Below are 16,354 nucleotides of genomic sequence, written 5' to 3'. Positions count from 1 at the left end.
CCCTATTCCTCTTCTTCGAAGCGGTTATTGATCAGCTCGATCAGCGCGCTCAGCGCTTCTTCCTCCTGCTCGCCTTCAGTGTGCAGGTAGATGTCGGTGCCCTTGCCGGCGGCGAGCATCATCACCGACATGATGCTCTTGCCGTCCACCAGGCTCTGCGGGTTCCGACCAATCCGTACGTGGCAGGGAAAGCGCCCGGCGACGCCAACGAATTTGGCGGCCGCTCGCGCATGCAGGCCCAGCTTGTTGATGATGGTTATCTCGCAGGCGGGCATCGCGCTTGAATCCTTCTAACTAAGGTCGCGGTGTCGGACCTGAACGTTCTTCAATGGTTGTTTGAGCGCGCGGCCGAGACGTTCGGCCAGGTACACCGAGCGGTGGTGGCCGCCGGTGCAGCCAATGGCAATGGTCACATACGCACGGTTGCTGGCCGCGAAGCGTGGCAGCCACTTATGCAGGTAGGCTTGGATATCCTGGAACATCTCCTCTACGTCGGGCTGGGCCGCCAGATAATCGATGACCGGCTGATCCAGCCCCGAGAAATCACGCAGGTCGGGTTTCCAGTAGGGATTGGGTAGACAGCGGACATCGAATACCAGGTCGGCATCGATCGGCATGCCGCGCTTGAAGCCGAACGATTCGACCAGAAAGGCGGTGCCCGGTTCCGGCTTGTTCAGCAGGCGGACCTTGATGCTATCGCGCAGCTGATAGAGATTCAGATGGGTGGTGTCGATCTTCAGGTCGGCCAGGTCCGAAATCGGACCCAGCAGCTGCGCCTCATCCTGGATGGCTTCGGCCAGCGAGCGGTTCTCATCGGTCAGCGGATGGCGTCGGCGGGTTTCCGAGAAGCGCTTGAGCAGGGCTTCGTCATCGGCGTCCAGATAGAGTACGTCGCACTGGATATGGCGGGCGCGCACCTCGTCGAGCAACTCGGGAAAGCGCTGCAGGTGGCTGGGCAGGTTGCGCGCATCGATGGAAACGGCGACCTGGGGTTGCAATAGTTCGGTATGCAGCAGGGCCCGTTCGGCCAACTCCGGGAGCAGGCCGGCCGGCAGATTGTCGATGCAGTAAAAGCCGTTATCCTCCAGCACATCGAGGGCGGTGCTCTTGCCCGAGCCGGAGCGGCCGCTGACGATGATCAAGCGCATGTCGGACCCTTACGAGTTGTTCTGCACGTCCACTACCACCTGATACAGGTCTTCACTGCTCGGTGCCTGGCGCAGTCGCTCGCGCACCTCGCTGCGGTCGAGCATGCTGGCGATCTGGCGAAGCAGTTCCAGGTGCGCGTCGGTGGCGGCCTCCGGAACCAGCAGAACGAACAGCAGGTCCACCGGGGCGCCGTCGATGGCGTCGAAGTCCACCGGTCGATCCAGACGCAGCAACGCACTGATCGGTGCGGCACAGCCGGGTAGGCGGCAGTGGGGGATGGCGATGCCATTGCCGAAGCCGGTCGAGCCGAGTTTCTCGCGGGCGATCAGGCTCTCGAAGATGTCCTGCGCATCGAGGTCCGGTAGCTCGCGGGCAACCAAATTGGCGATCTGTTCGAGAACGCGCTTCTTGCTGCCGCCCGGCACGTTCACCAGGGAACGGCCGGGGGTCAGGATATTTTCAAGTCGGATCATAGGAAGGGGAGGTCAGCGGGCCATGGCGCCCTGCTGGCGGTCGAGCTGCTTTTCCTTGTGCTTGATCAGTTGTCGGTCGAGCTTGTCGGTGAGCAGGTCGATGGCCGCGTACATGTCCTCATGCTCGGCATTGGCGACGACCTCGGCGCCTGAAACGTGCAGGGTGGCTTCGATCTTCTGTCTGAGTTTTTCGACCGTCATGATCACCTGCACGTTGGTGATCCGGTCGAAGTGGCGCTCCAGTCGGCCGAGTTTCTCGTCGACATAGTCGCGCAGGGCGTCGGTCACATCCAGCTGATGTCCACTGATGTTGACTTGCATACCGCTTCTCCTTGTTGCCGTGTGTGTAGAGACAAGCTAACGGGCTTGCCACCGGAACACTTTGGCGTGGATCAAGTTCGCATCACATTAGTCGCTTGCGTTCGCTGGAAGGCGCTATACCGAGGGATTCACGGTATTTGGCGACTGTGCGACGGGCTACTTGAATGCCCTGTGCTTCCAGTAAACCAGCGATCTTGCTGTCGCTCAACGGCTTTTTCGGATTTTCCGCGGCGACCAGTTTTTTCAGGATGGCGCGGATCGCCGTGGACGAGCATTCGCCGCCCTCGGCGGTGCTGACGTGGCTCGAGAAGAAGTATTTCAACTCGTATATGCCGCGGGGAGTGTGCATGAATTTCTGTGTGGTAACGCGGGAAATGGTCGACTCGTGCATGCCCACGGCCTCGGCGATGTCGTGCAGTACGAGCGGCTTCATCGCTTCGTCCCCGTACTCCAGGAAGCCGCGTTGGTGCTCGACGATCTGCGTGGCGACCTTCATCAGGGTTTCGTTGCGGCTCTGCAGGCTCTTGATGAACCAGCGGGCCTCCTGCAGCTGATTGCGCATGAAGGTGTTGTCGGTACTGGAGTCGGCGCGTTTGACGAAGCCTGCGTAGTGCGGGTTGACCCGCAGGCGCGGCACCGCCTCCTGATTGAGTTCCACCAGCCAGCGCTCGTTGTGCTTGCGCACGATTACATCGGGTACTACGTATTCGGGTTCGCTGGCTTCGATCTGCGAGCCTGGCCGCGGGTTGAGGCTCTGGATCAGCTCGATCACCTGCCGCAGCTCGTCCTCCTTGAGCTTCATACGGCGCATCAACTGGCTGTAGTCGCGGCTGCCGAGCAGTTCGAGGAAGTCCCCCGCCAGGCGCTGGGCCTCGCTCAGCCAGGGGGTGCTGGCCGGCAGCTGGCGCAATTGCAGCAACAGGCACTCGCGCAGGTCGCGCGCGCCGATGCCGGCCGGCTCGAATTGCTGGATACGGTGCAGGACGGCTTCGACCTCGTCGAGTTCGATGTCGAGTTCCGGATCGAAGGCTTCGACGACCTCCTCGAGGGTTTCTTCGAGATAGCCCTGGTTATTGATGCAGTCGATCAGGGTGACGGCGATCAATCGGTCCTTGTCGGACATCGGCGCCACGTTCAGCTGCCAGAGCAGGTGGCTTTGCAGGCTTTCGCCGGCGGAGGTGCGAGTGGTGAAGTCCCACTCGTCGTCGTCACTGCTCGGTAGGCTGCTGGCGCTGGTCTGGTAGATGTCTTCCCAGGCGGTATCGACCGGCAGCTCGTTGGGAATGCGGTCATGCCATTCGCCATCCTCCAGGCTCTCCACGTCGCTGCTGGATTCCTGGAAGCTGGTTTCCTGGCTGCTGCTGTTGTCCTGGCCGTTCGGTGGGGTCTGTTCGGCGCTATCGGCCAGCGGGTCGGAGTTGTCGAAGTCGTCGCCTTCCTCCTGCCGCTCGAGCATCGGGTTGGATTCCAGGGCCTCCTGAATTTCCTGCTGCAAATCCAGGGTGGACAGTTGGAGGAGGCGGATGGCCTGTTGCAGCTGCGGGGTCATCGTCAGCTGCTGGCCCATTTTAAGGACTAGCGAAGGTTTCATACGCACCTTGTTTGCCGGCGCTCAGCGCCTTTCCACAACAGGGCGCCAGACAAGCGCCACCAGGAAGCAAATTATATGCCTGACCTCTCGGGGTTTGCCTACAACTTCGTGAGGAAAAGTTGCGCCATTACAGGCGGAACTCGTGACCCAGGTAGACTTCCTTGACCAACTGGTTGGCCAGGATGGTGTCGGCGTCGCCTTCGGCGATCAGTTGGCCGTCATTGACAATATAGGCGGTTTCGCAGATGTCCAAGGTTTCGCGCACGTTGTGATCGGTGATCAACACGCCGATGCCCTTGGCCTTGAGATGGTGGATGATCTGCTTGATGTCGCCCACCGAGATCGGGTCGACGCCCGCGAAGGGTTCGTCGAGCAGAATGAATTTCGGCTCGGTGGCCAGGGCGCGGGCGATTTCCGCACGGCGACGCTCGCCGCCGGAAAGGCTCATGCCGAGGTTGTCGCGGATGTGGCTGATGTGGAATTCCTGCAACAGGCTTTCCAGTGCCTGGCGACGGCCGGCGCGGTCCAGATCCTTGCGGGTTTCCAAGATGGCCATGATGTTGTCGGCCACGCTGAGCTTGCGAAAGATCGAGGCTTCCTGTGGCAGGTAACCGATCCCGGCACGGGCACGGCCATGCATTGGCAGGTGAGTGACGTCCTGCTGGTCGATCAGCACCCGACCTTGGTCGGCGCCGACCAGGCCGACGATCATGTAGAAGCAGGTGGTCTTGCCGGCGCCGTTGGGGCCGAGCAGGCCGACGATCTGGCCGCTGTCGATGGACAGGCTGACGTCGCGAACCACCTGGCGGCCTTTGTAGCTCTTGGCCAGGTGTTGGGCTTTGAGGGTCGCCATTACTGGGCTTGGCCTTCTTTTTTCTTCGGCTGGATGATCATATCGATGCGCGGGCGCGGCGTGGTCAGCGGCGTACCGGTGGCACGGCCGGCGTTGACGATCTGACGGCGGGTGTCATAGACGATCTTCTCGCCCTCGAAGGTGTTGCCTTCCTGGATCACCTTGGCCTGGTCGATCAATACCACGCGCTCCTTGTCGGCGAAGTACTGGATGGTCAGGCCATAGGCCTTGACGATCTGCTTGTCCTCGGCTGGCAGTTGCTCGTAGTAGGCGGGCTTGCCGACCGCGGTGAAGACTTCGATATCACCTTGCTGGTTCTGGGTGATGGTGACGGTGTTACCGGTGATCTTCAGGGTGCCCTGGGTGATCACCACGTCGCCGCGGTAGACCGCCACGCCTTGCTTGTCGTCGAGTTCCGCGCTGTCGGCCTGTACACGGATCGGTTGATCGCGGTCGCTAGGCAGTGCCCAGGCTGTCGCGCTTCCTAGCGCGGCGCTCAGGCTGAGCAGAAGGGGGAGGGTTTTAACGAACCTCATGTTGGCCTCTTACGTTGGACAGCAGGAGCATCCGGCCGTCGTTCAAATACGCTTTCATTCCCTGTGCCGTGGTCACCCCGTTGGCCGCCTCGATTCTAACGGCTTGCTGGGTTTGCGCATATTCCTTCTCGGGGAATACGGTCATGCGGCTGCTGGTGATGACGGTGGGGCGGCCCTTGGCGTCGGTACGCTCGATGCGTACGGCATCGATCAGTTCGACTTCCTTGCCCTGGGATGCCACTTCGCCGCGAGCGCTGCGCACGTGCCAGGGGTGAGGCGTGCCGCGATAGAGCAGCAGGTCGGGGTTGCTCAGCAAGGTGACGTCGCTGGCCTTGAGATGTTCGAGCTTGTCGGCGGTCATCTCATAGTGCAGGGCGCCGTCGGCCTGGAACTGCACGCTGTGGGCATTGAGCACATAGAAATCGACGGCCTTCTCGTCCACGGCAACCGGCGGTTTCTCCATGAAGCTTTCGGGGCGGATGTTCCAGTAGCCGAGTGCTGCGAACAGTGCGGCCAGTACCGAGAAAATAACGAAGAGTCGCAGTTTGCGCAGCATGCCGGGCCTATAGGTAAGCGGCCTGGGCAGCTTCGAGGCTGCCCTGGGCGCGCATGATCAGTTCGCAGAATTCCCGGGCCGCACCTTCGCCGCCGCGGGCCTGGGTGACGCCATGGGCGTGCTGGCGGACGAACGCATCGGCGCTTGCCACCGCCATGCCCAGGCCGACACGGCGGATCACCGGCAGGTCAGGCAGGTCGTCGCCCAGATAGGCCACGTGCTCGTAGCCCAATCCCAGCTCGCCGAGCAGTTCGTCGAGCACGACGATCTTGTCTTCTCGACCTTGGAACAGGTGATGGATGCCGAGGCCGCGTGCCCGGCGCTCGACCACCGGAGTGCTGCGGCCGCTGATGATGGCGGTGCGCACGCCCGAGGCGATCAGCATCTTGATACCGTGGCCGTCGAGCGTGTTGAAAGTCTTGAACTCGCTGCCGTCGGCGAGAAAGTACAGGCGACCGTCGGTGAGCACGCCGTCGACGTCGAAGATGGCTAGCTTGATGGCCTTGGCACGCTGCAGGAGCTGGTTCATCACATGACCCCTGCGCGCAGCAGGTCGTGCATGTTCAGTGCGCCGACCGGGCGGTCCTGGTCGTCCACTACCACCAATGAATTGATCTTGTTGTCTTCCATGATCTTCAGGGCCTCGGCGGCCAGCATCTCGGCGCGAGCGGTCTTGCCGTGGAGGGTCATCACCTCGTCGATGCTCGCCTGGCGTACGTCGATGCCCTTGTCCAGGGTGCGGCGCAGGTCGCCGTCGGTGAATACGCCAGCCAGGCGGCCCGAGTCGTCGATCACCACGGTCATGCCCAGGCCCTTGCGGGTCATTTCCAGCAGTGCCTCGCGCAGCGAGGTGCCGCGCATCACCTGGGGCAGGCGTTCACCAGCGTGCATCACGTTCTCCACTTTCAGCAGCAGGCGACGACCGAGCGCCCCGCCAGGGTGCGAAAAGGCGAAATCTTCGGCGGTAAAGCCGCGGGCTTCCAGCAGGGCGATGGCCAGGGCGTCGCCCAGCACCAGAGAGGCGGTGGTGGAGGAGGTCGGCGCCAGGTTCAGCGGGCAGGCCTCCTGGGCGACCCGGGTGTCCAGATTGGCTTCGGCAGCCTGGGCGAGCGGGGAGTCGGGGTTGCCGGTCATGCTGACCAGGGTGATGCCGAGGCGCTTGATCAGCGGCAGCAAGGTGACGATTTCCGCGGTCGAGCCGGAGTTGGACAGGGCGAGCACGATATCGTCGCGAGTGATCATGCCCATGTCGCCGTGGCTGGCTTCGGCTGGGTGCACGAAGAATGCCGGGGTGCCGGTGCTGGCTAGGGTGGCGGCGATCTTGTTACCAATGTGTCCGGACTTGCCCATGCCCACCACGACCACCCGACCCTTGCAGGCGAGGATCAGCTCGCAGGCGCGCACGAAATGGGCGTCGATACGCGGCAACAGGCCCTCAACGGCCTCGATTTCGAGGCGAATGGTGCGCTGCGCGGACTGGATCAAGTCGCTGGTCTGGCTCATGGTTGAAATGTTGCGGCCGCTTAAAAGGCGGGGATTATAGCGGGAAAGGCCGATTCGCTCACTATTGTTTGCCAAGGTTGTCGCAGAGTGCGTACGGTTTGCCGCTTGGGCGGCCGATGGTGGCGGTGATATAGTGCGCGGCCAATTCGGCCGGGCCTGCTGCTGTGGTTTCCCGCTCATGGGACCGGTTGTCAGGGAGGCCGCATCGCAAGGAGTCTAGAGTGAGCGCCGATAACGCCTACGCGGTCGAGCTGAAGGGAGTGACCTTCCGGCGGGGCACGCGCAGCATTTTCAATAATGTCGATATCCGCATACCGCGTGGCAAGGTCACCGGCATCATGGGGCCTTCCGGGTGCGGCAAGACGACGTTGCTGCGGCTGATCGCCGCCCAACTGAAGCCGACCAGCGGTGAAGTATGGGTCAACGGGCAGAACCTGCCGACCCTCTCGCGCGGCGATCTGTTCGACATGCGCAAGCAGTTTGGTGTGCTGTTCCAGAGCGGCGCGCTGTTCACCGATCTCGATGTGTTCGAGAACGTCGCGTTCCCCCTGCGTGTCCATACCAAGCTGCCGGACGAAATGATCCGCGACATCGTGCTGATGAAGCTGCATGCAGTGGGCTTGCGCGGGGCTGCCGAACTGATGCCGGACGAGCTGTCGGGTGGCATGAAGCGCCGCGTTGCCCTGGCGCGGGCCATTGCGCTGGATCCGCAGATTCTGATGTGCGACGAGCCGTTCGCCGGCCAGGACCCGATCGCCATGGGGGTGCTGGTGCGGTTGATTCGGCTGCTCAACGATGCGCTGGGTATCACTAGTATTGTGGTCTCCCACGACCTCGCCGAGACGGCCAGCATTGCCGACTACCTGGTGGTGGTGGGCGACGGTCAGGTGCTCGGGCAGGGCACGCCGGCCGAACTGATGCACTCCGACAACCCGCGCATCCAGCAATTCATGACCGGTGCGGCGGACGGGCCGGTACCATTCCACTATCCGGCGCCGGATTACCGCGACGACCTTCTGGGGGCACGCTGATGCGCAGGACTTCAATGCTCGAGCGCATCCGTCTGCTCGGTCGTGCCGGTATCGATGTGGTCGAGGCCATGGGGCGCTCGACCCTGTTCCTGGTGCATGCGCTGTTCGGTCGCGATGGCGTGGGGCACGGCTTCCAGTTGCTGGTCAAGCAGCTCTATTCCATCGGTGTGATGTCGCTGGCCATCATCGTCGTCTCAGGTGTGTTCATCGGCATGGTGCTGGCGCTGCAGGGCTACAACATTCTGGTTGCCTACGGTTCCGAGCAGGCGGTCGGGCAGATGGTGGCGCTGACCTTGTTGCGCGAACTGGGGCCGGTGGTGACCGCGCTGCTGTTCGCCGGGCGTGCCGGATCGGCGTTGACCGCGGAAATCGGCAACATGAAATCCACCGAGCAGTTGTCCAGCCTGGAAATGATCGGCGTCGATCCGCTCAAGTACGTGGTTGCGCCGCGCCTCTGGGCGGGTTTCATCTCCATGCCGTTGCTGGCGATGATCTTCAATGTGGTGGGCATCTGGGGTGCCGGCATGGTTGCCGTGGACTGGTTGGGCGTCTACGAGGGCTCGTTCTGGGCCAATATGCAGAACAGCGTGAGTTTCAGTGAGGACGTGCTCAACGGCGCGATCAAGAGCATCGTCTTCGCCTTTGTGGTGACCTGGATCGCCGTATTCCAGGGCTATGACTGTGAGCCGACCTCGGAAGGGATCAGCCGCGCAACGACAAGAACCGTCGTCCATGCCTCGCTCGCCGTGCTGGGTCTGGACTTCATTCTGACCGCTTTGATGTTTGGAGACTTCTGATGCAAATCCGCACCCTGGAAATCGGTGTCGGCCTGTTCCTCCTGGCCGGGATATTGGCCTTGCTGTTGCTGGCGTTGCGTGTCAGCGGGCTGTCGGTGGGCAGCAGTGGTGACGCCTACAAGCTCTATGCGAACTTCGACAATCTGGCCGGTTTGACGGTCAGAGCCAAGGTGACCATGGCAGGCGTCACCATCGGCAAAGTCACGGCCATCGACCTGGATCGCGATACTTACACGGGGCGGGTGACCATGGAGATCGAGCGGCGCGTCAATAACCTGCCGATCGATTCCACTGCCTCCATCCTGACCGCCGGTCTGTTGGGCGAAAAGTACATCGGTATCAGTGTCGGCGGCGAAGAGGAAGTGCTGCGTAACGATGGCATCATTCGCGATACCCAGTCTTCGCTGGTGTTGGAAGATCTGATCGGCAAGTTCCTGATCAACTCGGTGAATAAAGAGCAAGCCAAATGAGGAAAGACTCCATGCTTACTGCTTTGCGTCGCGGCCTTCTGGTGTTGCTGGCCGCTCTCCCGCTGATCGCCAGCGCCACCTCCGGCCCGCAGCAGATCGTGCAGCGCACCACCGATGAGCTGCTCAGCGACCTCAAGGCCAACAAACAGACCTATCGCAGCAACCCGGGCGATTTCTACGATGCGCTGAACCGCATTCTGGGGCCGGTGGTGGATGCCGAGGGCATTTCCCGCAGCATCATGACCGTGAAGTATTCGCGCAAGGCGACACCCGAGCAGATGCGCCGCTTCGAAGAGAACTTCAAGCGCAGCCTGATGCAGTTCTACGGCAATGCGCTGCTCGAGTACGACAATCAGACCATTCGCGTGCTGTCGGCCCGCGAGGAGGGTGCCGACCGCGCCAGTGTGGGCATGGAAGTCATCGACAACAAGGGTACCGTTTATCCGGTGTCCTACACGCTGGTGAAGAACGACGGCACCTGGATGTTGCGCAACGTGATCATCAACGGCATCAACGTTGGCAAGCTGTTCCGTGACCAGTTCGCCGACGCCATGCAGCGCAATGGCAACGATCTGGACAAGACCATCGATGGCTGGGTCGAGGTAGTGGCCAGGGCGAAGGAAAGCGAGGCCGCCAAGCAGGCGGGTGGCGATGAGTGAGACCCGTATCGTCGAGTCGACCGCCGGCGAAATCCGCCTGAGCGGCGTGCTCGACTTCCGCAGCGGGCCGCTTCTGCGCGAGCAGGGACAGGCGCTGATCCGACGCAGCACGGCGAAAGCGCTGGTGCTCGATTGCTCGGCAGTGGAGAAGTCCAGCAGTGTCGGCCTCGCCCTGCTGCTGGCCTTCATGCGCGACGCCCAGGCCACTGCTAAGCGCCTGAGCGTGCGCGGTCTGCCCGCGGACATGCGACAGATTGCCCAGGTCTGCGGTCTGCTCGAGTTGCTGCCGCTGGAGGTTTGAGCCGGCCGAGGCGCCTGCCGATCCGGGGTTCGCAGGCGCAGGGCTTTTTTGTATGATGGCCGACCCGCGCGCGTAGGGCGCCGATCGAGGTTGAGCATGCAGGCCGTAGAAGTGAAAGACCTCCTGGAGGCAAAGTTGCCGGGCACCCAGGTAGAAGTGGAAGGTGAAGGCTGCAACTTCCAATTGAATCTGATCAGCGACGAACTGGCCGGCATGAGCCCGGTGAAGCGTCAGCAGCAGGTTTATGCCCATCTGAACGCCTGGATCGCCGATGGCAGCATCCATGCCGTGACCATGAAATTCTTCAGCCGCGCCGCCTGGGCAGAGCGTTCCTGAGCCTGCGGGCGACGAGACTCCTATGGACAAATTGATTATTACCGGCGGTCACCGCCTCGATGGCGAAATCCGCATTTCCGGTGCCAAGAATTCCGCGTTGCCGATCCTGGCCGCCACGCTGCTGGCCGATAGCCCGGTCACCGTCTGCAACCTGCCGCACCTGCACGACATCACCACCATGATCGAGCTGTTCGGCCGCATGGGCGTGCAGCCGGTCATCGACGAAAAGCTCAGCGTCGAAGTGGATGCCACCACCATCAAGACCCTGGTCGCCCCCTATGAGCTGGTCAAGACCATGCGCGCCTCGATCCTGGTGCTGGGACCGATGGTTGCGCGTTTCGGCGAGGCCGAAGTAGCGCTGCCCGGTGGCTGTGCCATCGGTTCGCGGCCGGTCGACCTGCATATCCGCGGCCTTGAGGCCATGGGCGCGCAGATCGACGTCGAGGGCGGCTACATCAAGGCCAAGGCTCCGGCTGGCGGCCTGCGCGGCGCGCACTTCTTCTTCGATACCGTCAGCGTGACCGGTACCGAGAACATCATGATGGCCGCCACCCTGGCCAATGGGCGTAGCGTGCTGGAAAACGCCGCCCGTGAGCCGGAAGTGGTCGACCTGGCCAACTGCCTGATCGCCATGGGCGCGCAGATCCAGGGTGCCGGTACCGACACCATCATCATCGACGGCGTCAAGCGCCTTGGCGGCGCGCGCTACAGTGTGATGCCGGACCGCATCGAAACTGGCACCTACCTGGTGGCCGCGGCTTCCACGGGGGGGCGGGTGAAGGTCAAGGACGCCGATCCGACGACCCTGGAAGCTGTGCTGCTCAAGCTGGAAGAAGCCGGCGCACATATCAATACCGGTGACAACTGGATCGAGCTGGACATGAAGGGCAACCGGCCGAAGGCGGTCAACCTGCGTACTGCTCCCTACCCGGCGTTCCCCACCGACATGCAGGCACAGTTCATCTCGATGAACGCGATTGCCGAAGGCACCGGTGCGGTGATCGAGACGGTCTTCGAAAACCGCTTCATGCATGTCTACGAAATGAATCGCATGGGCGCGCAGATCCTGGTCGAGGGCAACACCGCCATCGTCACCGGCGTGCCGCATCTGAAGGGCGCTCCGGTGATGGCCACCGACCTGCGGGCATCCGCCAGCCTGGTGATCGCCGGCCTGGTGGCCCAGGGCGATACCCTGATCGATCGCATTTACCACATCGACCGTGGCTACGAGTGCATCGAAGAGAAGCTGCAACTGCTCGGCGCCAAGATTCGCCGCGTGCCGGGTTAACCAAGGGACCTTCATGCTCACCATCGCCCTGTCCAAAGGCCGTATTCTCGACGACACCCTGCCGCTGCTCGCCGCGGCAGGCATCGTGCCCACCGAGAATCCGGACAAGAGCCGCAAGCTGATCATTCCGACCTCCCAGGAAGATGTGCGCCTGTTGATCGTGCGCGCCACCGATGTGCCGACCTATGTCGAACATGGCGCTGCCGATCTCGGCGTGGCCGGCAAGGACGTGCTGATGGAGTACGGCAGCCAGGACCTCTACGAACCGCTCGACCTGCGCATCGCCAACTGCAAGCTGATGACCGCCGGCAAGGTCGGTGCGCCGGAGCCCAAGGGGCGCCTGCGCGTGGCCACCAAGTTCGTCAACGTCGCCAAGCGTTTCTATGCCGAGCAGGGCCGCCAGGTCGACGTGATCAAGCTCTACGGCTCGATGGAGCTGGCGCCGCTGATCGGTCTGGCCGACAAGATCGTCGATGTGGTCGATACCGGCAACACGCTGCGCGCCAACGGGCTGGAGCCCCAGGAGCTGATCGCCACCATCAGCTCGCGGCTGATCGTCAACAAGGCTTCGATGAAGATGCAGCACGCGCGCATCCAGGCGTTGATCGAGACGCTGCGCGAAGCCGTGGAGCGACATCGGGCCTGACCTCGTCGCGACGCCTGTCGCGCGGCCGCCGGGGATCGGCGGCCATGCCGAAAACGCAGGAGCATCTTCGGCCCGCCTATCCGTGTCATAGCCAACTTTCTCGGGTGCCCGCACGGTGGGCTTGCTAGTCTAGCGGCGCCCGAGACTTTGCCATCACACGAGGCTTCGCCATGACCGCTCCCATCGCCATCCGCCGACTCGACGCCGCCGACCCGGATTTCGCCCGTCATCTGGATCATCTGCTGAGCTGGGAAAGCGTCTCCGACGATGCGGTCAACCAGCGCGTACTGGAGATCATACAGGCCGTGCGCGAACGGGGGGATGACGCACTGGTGGAGTTCACCCGGCGCTTCGATGGCCTGGAGGTGGCCGGCATGGCCGATCTGATCCTGCCGCGCGAGCGCCTGGAACTGGCCCTGACCCGCATCACTGCCGACCAGCGCACGGCACTGGAAAAGGCCGCTGAGCGCGTGCGCCTCTACCATGAACGGCAGAAACAGGATTCCTGGAGCTATACCGAGGCCGACGGTACCGTGCTCGGCCAGAAAGTCACCCCGCTGGATCGCGCCGGGCTCTACGTGCCGGGCGGCAAGGCATCCTACCCGTCGTCGGTGCTGATGAATGCCATCCCGGCCAAGGTGGCCGGAGTGCCGGAGGTGGTGATGGTGGTGCCGACCCCGCGCGGCGAGATCAACGAGATCGTCCTGGCCGCCGCCTGCATCGCCGGCGTCGACCGGGTGTTCACTATTGGCGGCGCCCAGGCCGTGGCTGCGCTGGCCTACGGTACCGAAAGCGTGCCGCCGGTGGACAAGATCGTCGGTCCCGGCAATATCTACGTGGCCACTGCCAAGCGCCACGTGTTCGGTAAGGTCGGCATCGACATGATCGCCGGTCCGTCGGAAATCCTCGTGGTCTGCGATGGCAATACCGATCCGGACTGGATCGCCATGGACCTGTTCTCCCAGGCCGAGCACGACGAAGACGCCCAGTCGATCCTGGTCAGCCCGGATGCGGCGTTCCTCGACAAGGTTGCCGCGAGCATTGCCGCGCTGCTGCCGACCCTGGAGCGCGAGGCGATTGCCCGCACTTCCCTGGAAAGCCGCGGCGCGTTGATCCAGGTAGCCGACATGGCCCAGGCCATCGACGTGGCCAATCGCATCGCGCCGGAGCACCTGGAGCTGTCGGTGGCCAATCCCGAGCAATACCTGCCGCAGATCCGTCATGCCGGTGCGATCTTCATGGGTCGCTATACCGCCGAGGCGCTGGGCGACTACTGCGCCGGGCCGAATCACGTCTTGCCGACCTCCGGCACGGCGCGCTATTCCTCGCCGCTGGGGGTATACGACTTCCAGAAGCGCTCGTCGATCATTCACTGCTCCGCCGAGGGTGCTTCGGAGCTGGGCAAGGTCGCCTCGGTACTGGCCCGCGGCGAGTCGCTCACTGCCCACGCGCGCAGCGCCGAATACCGCATTAAAGAATGATTCGTAGGGTGGGTTGGGCCGCAGGCCGTGACCCACCATGCCGACCGCCGCGTGGGTTGCGCCGTTTACACGGCTAACCCACCCTACGCAAACCGAACGAATTCGAGGAGAGAAGGGCAGATGAGCAAATTCTGGAGCCCCTTCGTCAAGGACCTGGTGCCCTATGTGCCCGGCGAGCAACCGAAGCTGGCCAGGCTGGTCAAGCTCAACACCAATGAGAACCCCTATGGGCCGTCGCCCAGGGCCATCGCCGCGATGCAGGCCGAGCTGGGCGACAGCCTGCGCTTGTACCCGGACCCCAACAGCGACCGCCTGAAGCAGGCGGTGGCAGATTACTATGGCGTGCAGACCAGCCAGGTATTCGTCGGCAATGGCTCCGACGAGGTGCTGGCCCACGCCTTCCACGGCCTGTTCCAGCATGGCAAGCCGCTGCTGTTTCCCGACGTGACCTACAGCTTCTATCCGGTCTACTGCGGGCTCTACGGGATTCCGTTCGAGGCGCTGGCACTGGATGAGCAGTTCCAGATTCGCGTCGAGGACTATGCACGGCCCAACGGCGGCATCATTTTCCCCAACCCCAATGCGCCGACCGGCTGCCTGCTGCCCCTGGAAGCGATCGAGCGGCTGCTGCAAACCAATCAGAACTCGGTGGTGGTGGTGGACGAGGCCTATATCGATTTCGGTGGGCAGACGGCTATCGCGCTGGTCGACCGCTACCCGAACCTGCTGGTGACCCAGACGCTCTCGAAGTCGCGCTCCCTGGCGGGTCTGCGGGTTGGCCTGGCGGTCGGTCATGCGGACTTGATCGAGGCGCTGGAGCGCATCAAGAACAGCTTCAATTCCTACCCACTGGATCGCCTGGCCATCGCCGGTGCGGCAGCGGCGTTCGAGGACCGCGACTACTTCGAACAGACCTGTCGGCAGGTGATCGAGAGTCGCGAGGCGGTGGTCAGCGGTCTGCAGGGGCTAGGATTCGAGGTGCTGCCGTCGGCCGCCAACTTCGTCTTTGCCAGCCACCCGGAGAAAGATGCGGCAGCGCTGGCTGCTGCGTTGCGCGAGCGAGGCGTGATCGTGCGTCACTTCAAGCAGCCGCGCATTGCCCAGTTCCTGCGCATCACCATCGGCACGCCCGAGCAGAACCAGGCCCTGGTCGGCGCGCTGCAGGGTTTTCTGTAGCAAAAGGAACGATGGCGCCCTGGGGCGCCATCGTTTTATCCGTTGCTGCCTGCGGGCGGCGGGCGCAGCCCGATTTCGGCAGTCAGCCTCAACGGCTTGCCGTTACGCAGGACGTCGATGTAGATGCTCTCTCCGGGCCTGGTTTGCGCCACCTGATTCATCGAGCGGCGGCCGTCGCTGGCCGGCTGGCCGTCGATGCTGAGGATCAGATCGCCCGGCTGCAAGCCGGCACGCTGCGCCGGACCGTCGCGATAGACCCCGGCGACGACGATGCCCGGACGGCCCTCCATGCCGAAGGACTCGGCCAGCTCGGGCGTCAGCGGTTGCACTTCGATGCCCAGCCAGCCACGAATCACCTGGCCGTGCTCGATGATCGCCTGCATGACGTCCAGCGCCAGCTTCACCGGAATGGCGAAGCCGATGCCCTGGGAGCCGCCTGACTTGGAAAAGATCGCCGTGTTGATGCCGATCAGGCTGCCCTGCGCGTCCACCAGCGCCCCGCCTGAGTTGCCGGGGTTGATGGCGGCGTCGGTCTGGATGAAGTCCTCGTAGGTATTGAGCCCCAGTTGATTGCGCCCGGTGGCGCTGATGATGCCCATGGTCACGGTCTGGCCGACACCGAACGGGTTGCCGATGGCCAGGGCCACGTCGCCGATGTGCATGTTGTCGGAGCTGCCGAGGGTAATCACCGGCAGCTCCTGCAGGTCGATTTTCAGTACCGCGAGGTCGGTTTCCGGATCGCTGCCGATCACCCGTGCCAGGGTTTCCCGGCCGTCCTTCAGGGCCACCACGATCTGGTCGGCACCGTCGATCACATGGTTGTTGGTCAGCAGGTAGCCCTCGGGGCTCATGATCACCGCCGAGCCCAGGCTGGACTCCATGCGCCGCTGGCGCGGCAGGTTGTCGCCGAAGAAGCGGCGGAACAGCGGGTCTTCGAACAGCGGATGCGAGGACTTGCTGACCACCTTGGTGGTGTACAGGTTGGCCACCGCCGGGGCGGCGCTGCTCACCGCATTGGCGTAGGAGGCCGGACCTTGCTGCGGCAATAGCGACAGCGGTGCCTGTTGCAGGTGCACGTCCTGGCGTGGCAAGCCTACCCACTGGGGGTAGCGCTGGATGATCAGCAGTGCCGCGAGCACGCCGACGGCCAGTGGCCAGCCGAAGAAACGCAGGGCCTTGAACATCGA

The 16,354-nt window shown here is 63.2% G+C and carries 21 protein-coding genes; 10 read left to right on the top strand and 11 right to left on the bottom strand.

The window, feature by feature from the left end:
• Nucleotides 1-2: 2 nt before the first annotated feature.
• The 10 genes from ACWKV7_RS10545 to ACWKV7_RS10500 all read right to left on the bottom strand — a co-directional run bounded on the left by ACWKV7_RS10545 (nt 3) and on the right by ACWKV7_RS10500 (nt 6,982).
• Nucleotides 3-275, bottom strand: coding sequence for an HPr family phosphocarrier protein (locus ACWKV7_RS10545; RefSeq protein WP_483857615.1), 273 nt, complete (start codon nt 273-275; stop codon nt 3-5).
• A gap of 15 nt (nt 276-290) precedes the next feature.
• Complete coding sequence (gene rapZ / locus ACWKV7_RS10540; RefSeq protein WP_483857614.1) at nt 291-1,148, bottom strand: RNase adapter RapZ; 858 nt, start codon at nt 1,146-1,148, stop codon at nt 291-293.
• Nucleotides 1,149-1,157: 9 nt separating this feature from the next.
• A complete protein-coding gene (gene ptsN / locus ACWKV7_RS10535) occupies nt 1,158-1,622 on the bottom strand; it encodes a PTS IIA-like nitrogen regulatory protein PtsN (protein ID WP_483857613.1) in 465 nt (154 codons plus the stop codon).
• 12 nt (nt 1,623-1,634) lie between these two features.
• Nucleotides 1,635-1,943, bottom strand: a complete 309-nt coding sequence (gene hpf / locus ACWKV7_RS10530) for a ribosome hibernation-promoting factor, HPF/YfiA family (RefSeq protein ID WP_483857612.1) — start codon at nt 1,941-1,943, stop codon at nt 1,635-1,637.
• 82 nt (nt 1,944-2,025) lie between these two features.
• Complete coding sequence (locus ACWKV7_RS10525; RefSeq protein ID WP_483857611.1) at nt 2,026-3,534, bottom strand: RNA polymerase factor sigma-54; 1,509 nt, start codon at nt 3,532-3,534, stop codon at nt 2,026-2,028.
• Nucleotides 3,535-3,661: 127 nt separating this feature from the next.
• Nucleotides 3,662-4,387: an LPS export ABC transporter ATP-binding protein gene (gene lptB, locus ACWKV7_RS10520; protein ID WP_483857610.1), complete on the bottom strand. Its 726-nt coding sequence runs from the start codon at nt 4,385-4,387 to the stop codon at nt 3,662-3,664.
• Nucleotides 4,387-4,923 carry a lipopolysaccharide transport periplasmic protein LptA gene (gene lptA, locus ACWKV7_RS10515; protein ID WP_483857609.1) on the bottom strand — a complete coding sequence of 179 codons (537 nt, stop codon included), beginning with the start codon at nt 4,921-4,923 and terminating at the stop codon, nt 4,387-4,389. The genes lptB and lptA overlap by 1 nt, the downstream gene beginning before the upstream one ends.
• Nucleotides 4,910-5,479: an LPS export ABC transporter periplasmic protein LptC gene (gene lptC / locus ACWKV7_RS10510; protein ID WP_483857608.1), complete on the bottom strand. Its 570-nt coding sequence runs from the start codon at nt 5,477-5,479 to the stop codon at nt 4,910-4,912. The genes lptA and lptC overlap by 14 nt, the downstream gene beginning before the upstream one ends.
• Nucleotides 5,480-5,486: 7 nt before the next feature.
• Nucleotides 5,487-6,008: a KdsC family phosphatase gene (locus ACWKV7_RS10505; protein WP_483857607.1), complete on the bottom strand. Its 522-nt coding sequence runs from the start codon at nt 6,006-6,008 to the stop codon at nt 5,487-5,489.
• Nucleotides 6,008-6,982: a KpsF/GutQ family sugar-phosphate isomerase gene (locus tag ACWKV7_RS10500; protein ID WP_483857606.1), complete on the bottom strand. Its 975-nt coding sequence runs from the start codon at nt 6,980-6,982 to the stop codon at nt 6,008-6,010. The genes ACWKV7_RS10505 and ACWKV7_RS10500 overlap by 1 nt, the downstream gene beginning before the upstream one ends.
• A 221-nt stretch (nt 6,983-7,203) precedes the next feature.
• On the opposite strand from ACWKV7_RS10500, the gene ACWKV7_RS10495 reads away from it, so the two are divergent.
• The 10 genes from ACWKV7_RS10495 (at nt 7,204) to hisC (ending at nt 15,167) form a co-directional block, all read left to right on the top strand.
• Nucleotides 7,204-8,013, top strand: a complete 810-nt coding sequence (locus ACWKV7_RS10495; RefSeq protein WP_483857605.1) for an ABC transporter ATP-binding protein — start codon at nt 7,204-7,206, stop codon at nt 8,011-8,013.
• Nucleotides 8,013-8,810, top strand: coding sequence for a lipid asymmetry maintenance ABC transporter permease subunit MlaE (mlaE, locus tag ACWKV7_RS10490; protein WP_483857604.1), 798 nt, complete (start codon nt 8,013-8,015; stop codon nt 8,808-8,810). Before ACWKV7_RS10495 ends, mlaE begins: the two co-directional genes overlap by 1 nt.
• Nucleotides 8,810-9,280, top strand: coding sequence for an outer membrane lipid asymmetry maintenance protein MlaD (gene mlaD / locus ACWKV7_RS10485; RefSeq protein ID WP_483857603.1), 471 nt, complete (start codon nt 8,810-8,812; stop codon nt 9,278-9,280). Before mlaE ends, mlaD begins: the two co-directional genes overlap by 1 nt.
• A gap of 11 nt (nt 9,281-9,291) precedes the next feature.
• On the top strand, nt 9,292-9,939 hold the full coding sequence (locus ACWKV7_RS10480) for an MlaC/ttg2D family ABC transporter substrate-binding protein (protein WP_483857602.1): 648 nt from the start codon (nt 9,292-9,294) through the stop codon (nt 9,937-9,939).
• Complete coding sequence (locus ACWKV7_RS10475) at nt 9,932-10,240, top strand: STAS domain-containing protein (protein ID WP_483857601.1); 309 nt, start codon at nt 9,932-9,934, stop codon at nt 10,238-10,240. Before ACWKV7_RS10480 ends, ACWKV7_RS10475 begins: the two co-directional genes overlap by 8 nt.
• Before the next feature lie 96 nt (nt 10,241-10,336).
• Entirely contained in the window at nt 10,337-10,576 is a 240-nt protein-coding gene (locus tag ACWKV7_RS10470; RefSeq protein ID WP_483857600.1) for a BolA family protein, read from the top strand.
• Nucleotides 10,577-10,598: 22 nt separating this feature from the next.
• Complete coding sequence (gene murA, locus ACWKV7_RS10465; RefSeq protein ID WP_483857599.1) at nt 10,599-11,864, top strand: UDP-N-acetylglucosamine 1-carboxyvinyltransferase; 1,266 nt, start codon at nt 10,599-10,601, stop codon at nt 11,862-11,864.
• Nucleotides 11,865-11,877: 13 nt separating this feature from the next.
• Nucleotides 11,878-12,510, top strand: coding sequence for an ATP phosphoribosyltransferase (gene hisG, locus ACWKV7_RS10460; RefSeq protein ID WP_483857598.1), 633 nt, complete (start codon nt 11,878-11,880; stop codon nt 12,508-12,510).
• Nucleotides 12,511-12,680: 170 nt separating this feature from the next.
• Entirely contained in the window at nt 12,681-13,991 is a 1,311-nt protein-coding gene (gene hisD / locus ACWKV7_RS10455; protein ID WP_483857597.1) for a histidinol dehydrogenase, read from the top strand.
• A gap of 120 nt (nt 13,992-14,111) precedes the next feature.
• Nucleotides 14,112-15,167, top strand: a complete 1,056-nt coding sequence (gene hisC, locus ACWKV7_RS10450; protein ID WP_483857596.1) for a histidinol-phosphate transaminase — start codon at nt 14,112-14,114, stop codon at nt 15,165-15,167.
• A 35-nt stretch (nt 15,168-15,202) separates the two neighbouring features.
• Here the strand turns inward: hisC and algW are convergent, their stop codons facing one another.
• Entirely contained in the window at nt 15,203-16,351 is a 1,149-nt protein-coding gene (gene algW, locus ACWKV7_RS10445) for a Do family serine endopeptidase AlgW (protein ID WP_483857595.1), read from the bottom strand.
• Nucleotides 16,352-16,354: the final 3 nt, after the last annotated feature.

The organism is Zestomonas ipomoeae, from assembly GCF_057128665.1.
This window is presented reverse-complemented; position numbering and strand designations above follow the sequence as displayed.

What these genes read in the sequence shown, in the direction of transcription:
- ACWKV7_RS10545 (WP_483857615.1), bottom strand. Translation starts at nt 275, where the DNA reads ATGCCCGCCTGCGAGATAACCATCATCAACAAGCTGGGCCTGCATGCG.
- rapZ (WP_483857614.1), bottom strand. Translation starts at nt 1,148, where the DNA reads ATGCGCTTGATCATCGTCAGCGGCCGCTCCGGCTCGGGCAAGAGCACC.
- ptsN (WP_483857613.1), bottom strand. Translation starts at nt 1,622, where the DNA reads ATGATCCGACTTGAAAATATCCTGACCCCCGGCCGTTCCCTGGTGAAC.
- hpf (WP_483857612.1), bottom strand. Translation starts at nt 1,943, where the DNA reads ATGCAAGTCAACATCAGTGGACATCAGCTGGATGTGACCGACGCCCTG.
- ACWKV7_RS10525 (WP_483857611.1), bottom strand. Translation starts at nt 3,534, where the DNA reads ATGAAACCTTCGCTAGTCCTTAAAATGGGCCAGCAGCTGACGATGACC.
- lptB (WP_483857610.1), bottom strand. Translation starts at nt 4,387, where the DNA reads ATGGCGACCCTCAAAGCCCAACACCTGGCCAAGAGCTACAAAGGCCGC.
- lptA (WP_483857609.1), bottom strand. Translation starts at nt 4,923, where the DNA reads ATGAGGTTCGTTAAAACCCTCCCCCTTCTGCTCAGCCTGAGCGCCGCG.
- lptC (WP_483857608.1), bottom strand. Translation starts at nt 5,479, where the DNA reads ATGCTGCGCAAACTGCGACTCTTCGTTATTTTCTCGGTACTGGCCGCA.
- ACWKV7_RS10505 (WP_483857607.1), bottom strand. Translation starts at nt 6,008, where the DNA reads ATGAACCAGCTCCTGCAGCGTGCCAAGGCCATCAAGCTAGCCATCTTC.
- ACWKV7_RS10500 (WP_483857606.1), bottom strand. Translation starts at nt 6,982, where the DNA reads ATGAGCCAGACCAGCGACTTGATCCAGTCCGCGCAGCGCACCATTCGC.
- mlaE (WP_483857604.1), top strand. Translation starts at nt 8,013, where the DNA reads ATGCGCAGGACTTCAATGCTCGAGCGCATCCGTCTGCTCGGTCGTGCC.
- mlaD (WP_483857603.1), top strand. Translation starts at nt 8,810, where the DNA reads ATGCAAATCCGCACCCTGGAAATCGGTGTCGGCCTGTTCCTCCTGGCC.
- ACWKV7_RS10480 (WP_483857602.1), top strand. Translation starts at nt 9,292, where the DNA reads ATGCTTACTGCTTTGCGTCGCGGCCTTCTGGTGTTGCTGGCCGCTCTC.
- ACWKV7_RS10475 (WP_483857601.1), top strand. Translation starts at nt 9,932, where the DNA reads ATGAGTGAGACCCGTATCGTCGAGTCGACCGCCGGCGAAATCCGCCTG.
- ACWKV7_RS10470 (WP_483857600.1), top strand. Translation starts at nt 10,337, where the DNA reads ATGCAGGCCGTAGAAGTGAAAGACCTCCTGGAGGCAAAGTTGCCGGGC.
- murA (WP_483857599.1), top strand. Translation starts at nt 10,599, where the DNA reads ATGGACAAATTGATTATTACCGGCGGTCACCGCCTCGATGGCGAAATC.
- hisG (WP_483857598.1), top strand. Translation starts at nt 11,878, where the DNA reads ATGCTCACCATCGCCCTGTCCAAAGGCCGTATTCTCGACGACACCCTG.
- hisD (WP_483857597.1), top strand. Translation starts at nt 12,681, where the DNA reads ATGACCGCTCCCATCGCCATCCGCCGACTCGACGCCGCCGACCCGGAT.
- hisC (WP_483857596.1), top strand. Translation starts at nt 14,112, where the DNA reads ATGAGCAAATTCTGGAGCCCCTTCGTCAAGGACCTGGTGCCCTATGTG.
- algW (WP_483857595.1), bottom strand. Translation starts at nt 16,351, where the DNA reads ATGTTCAAGGCCCTGCGTTTCTTCGGCTGGCCACTGGCCGTCGGCGTG.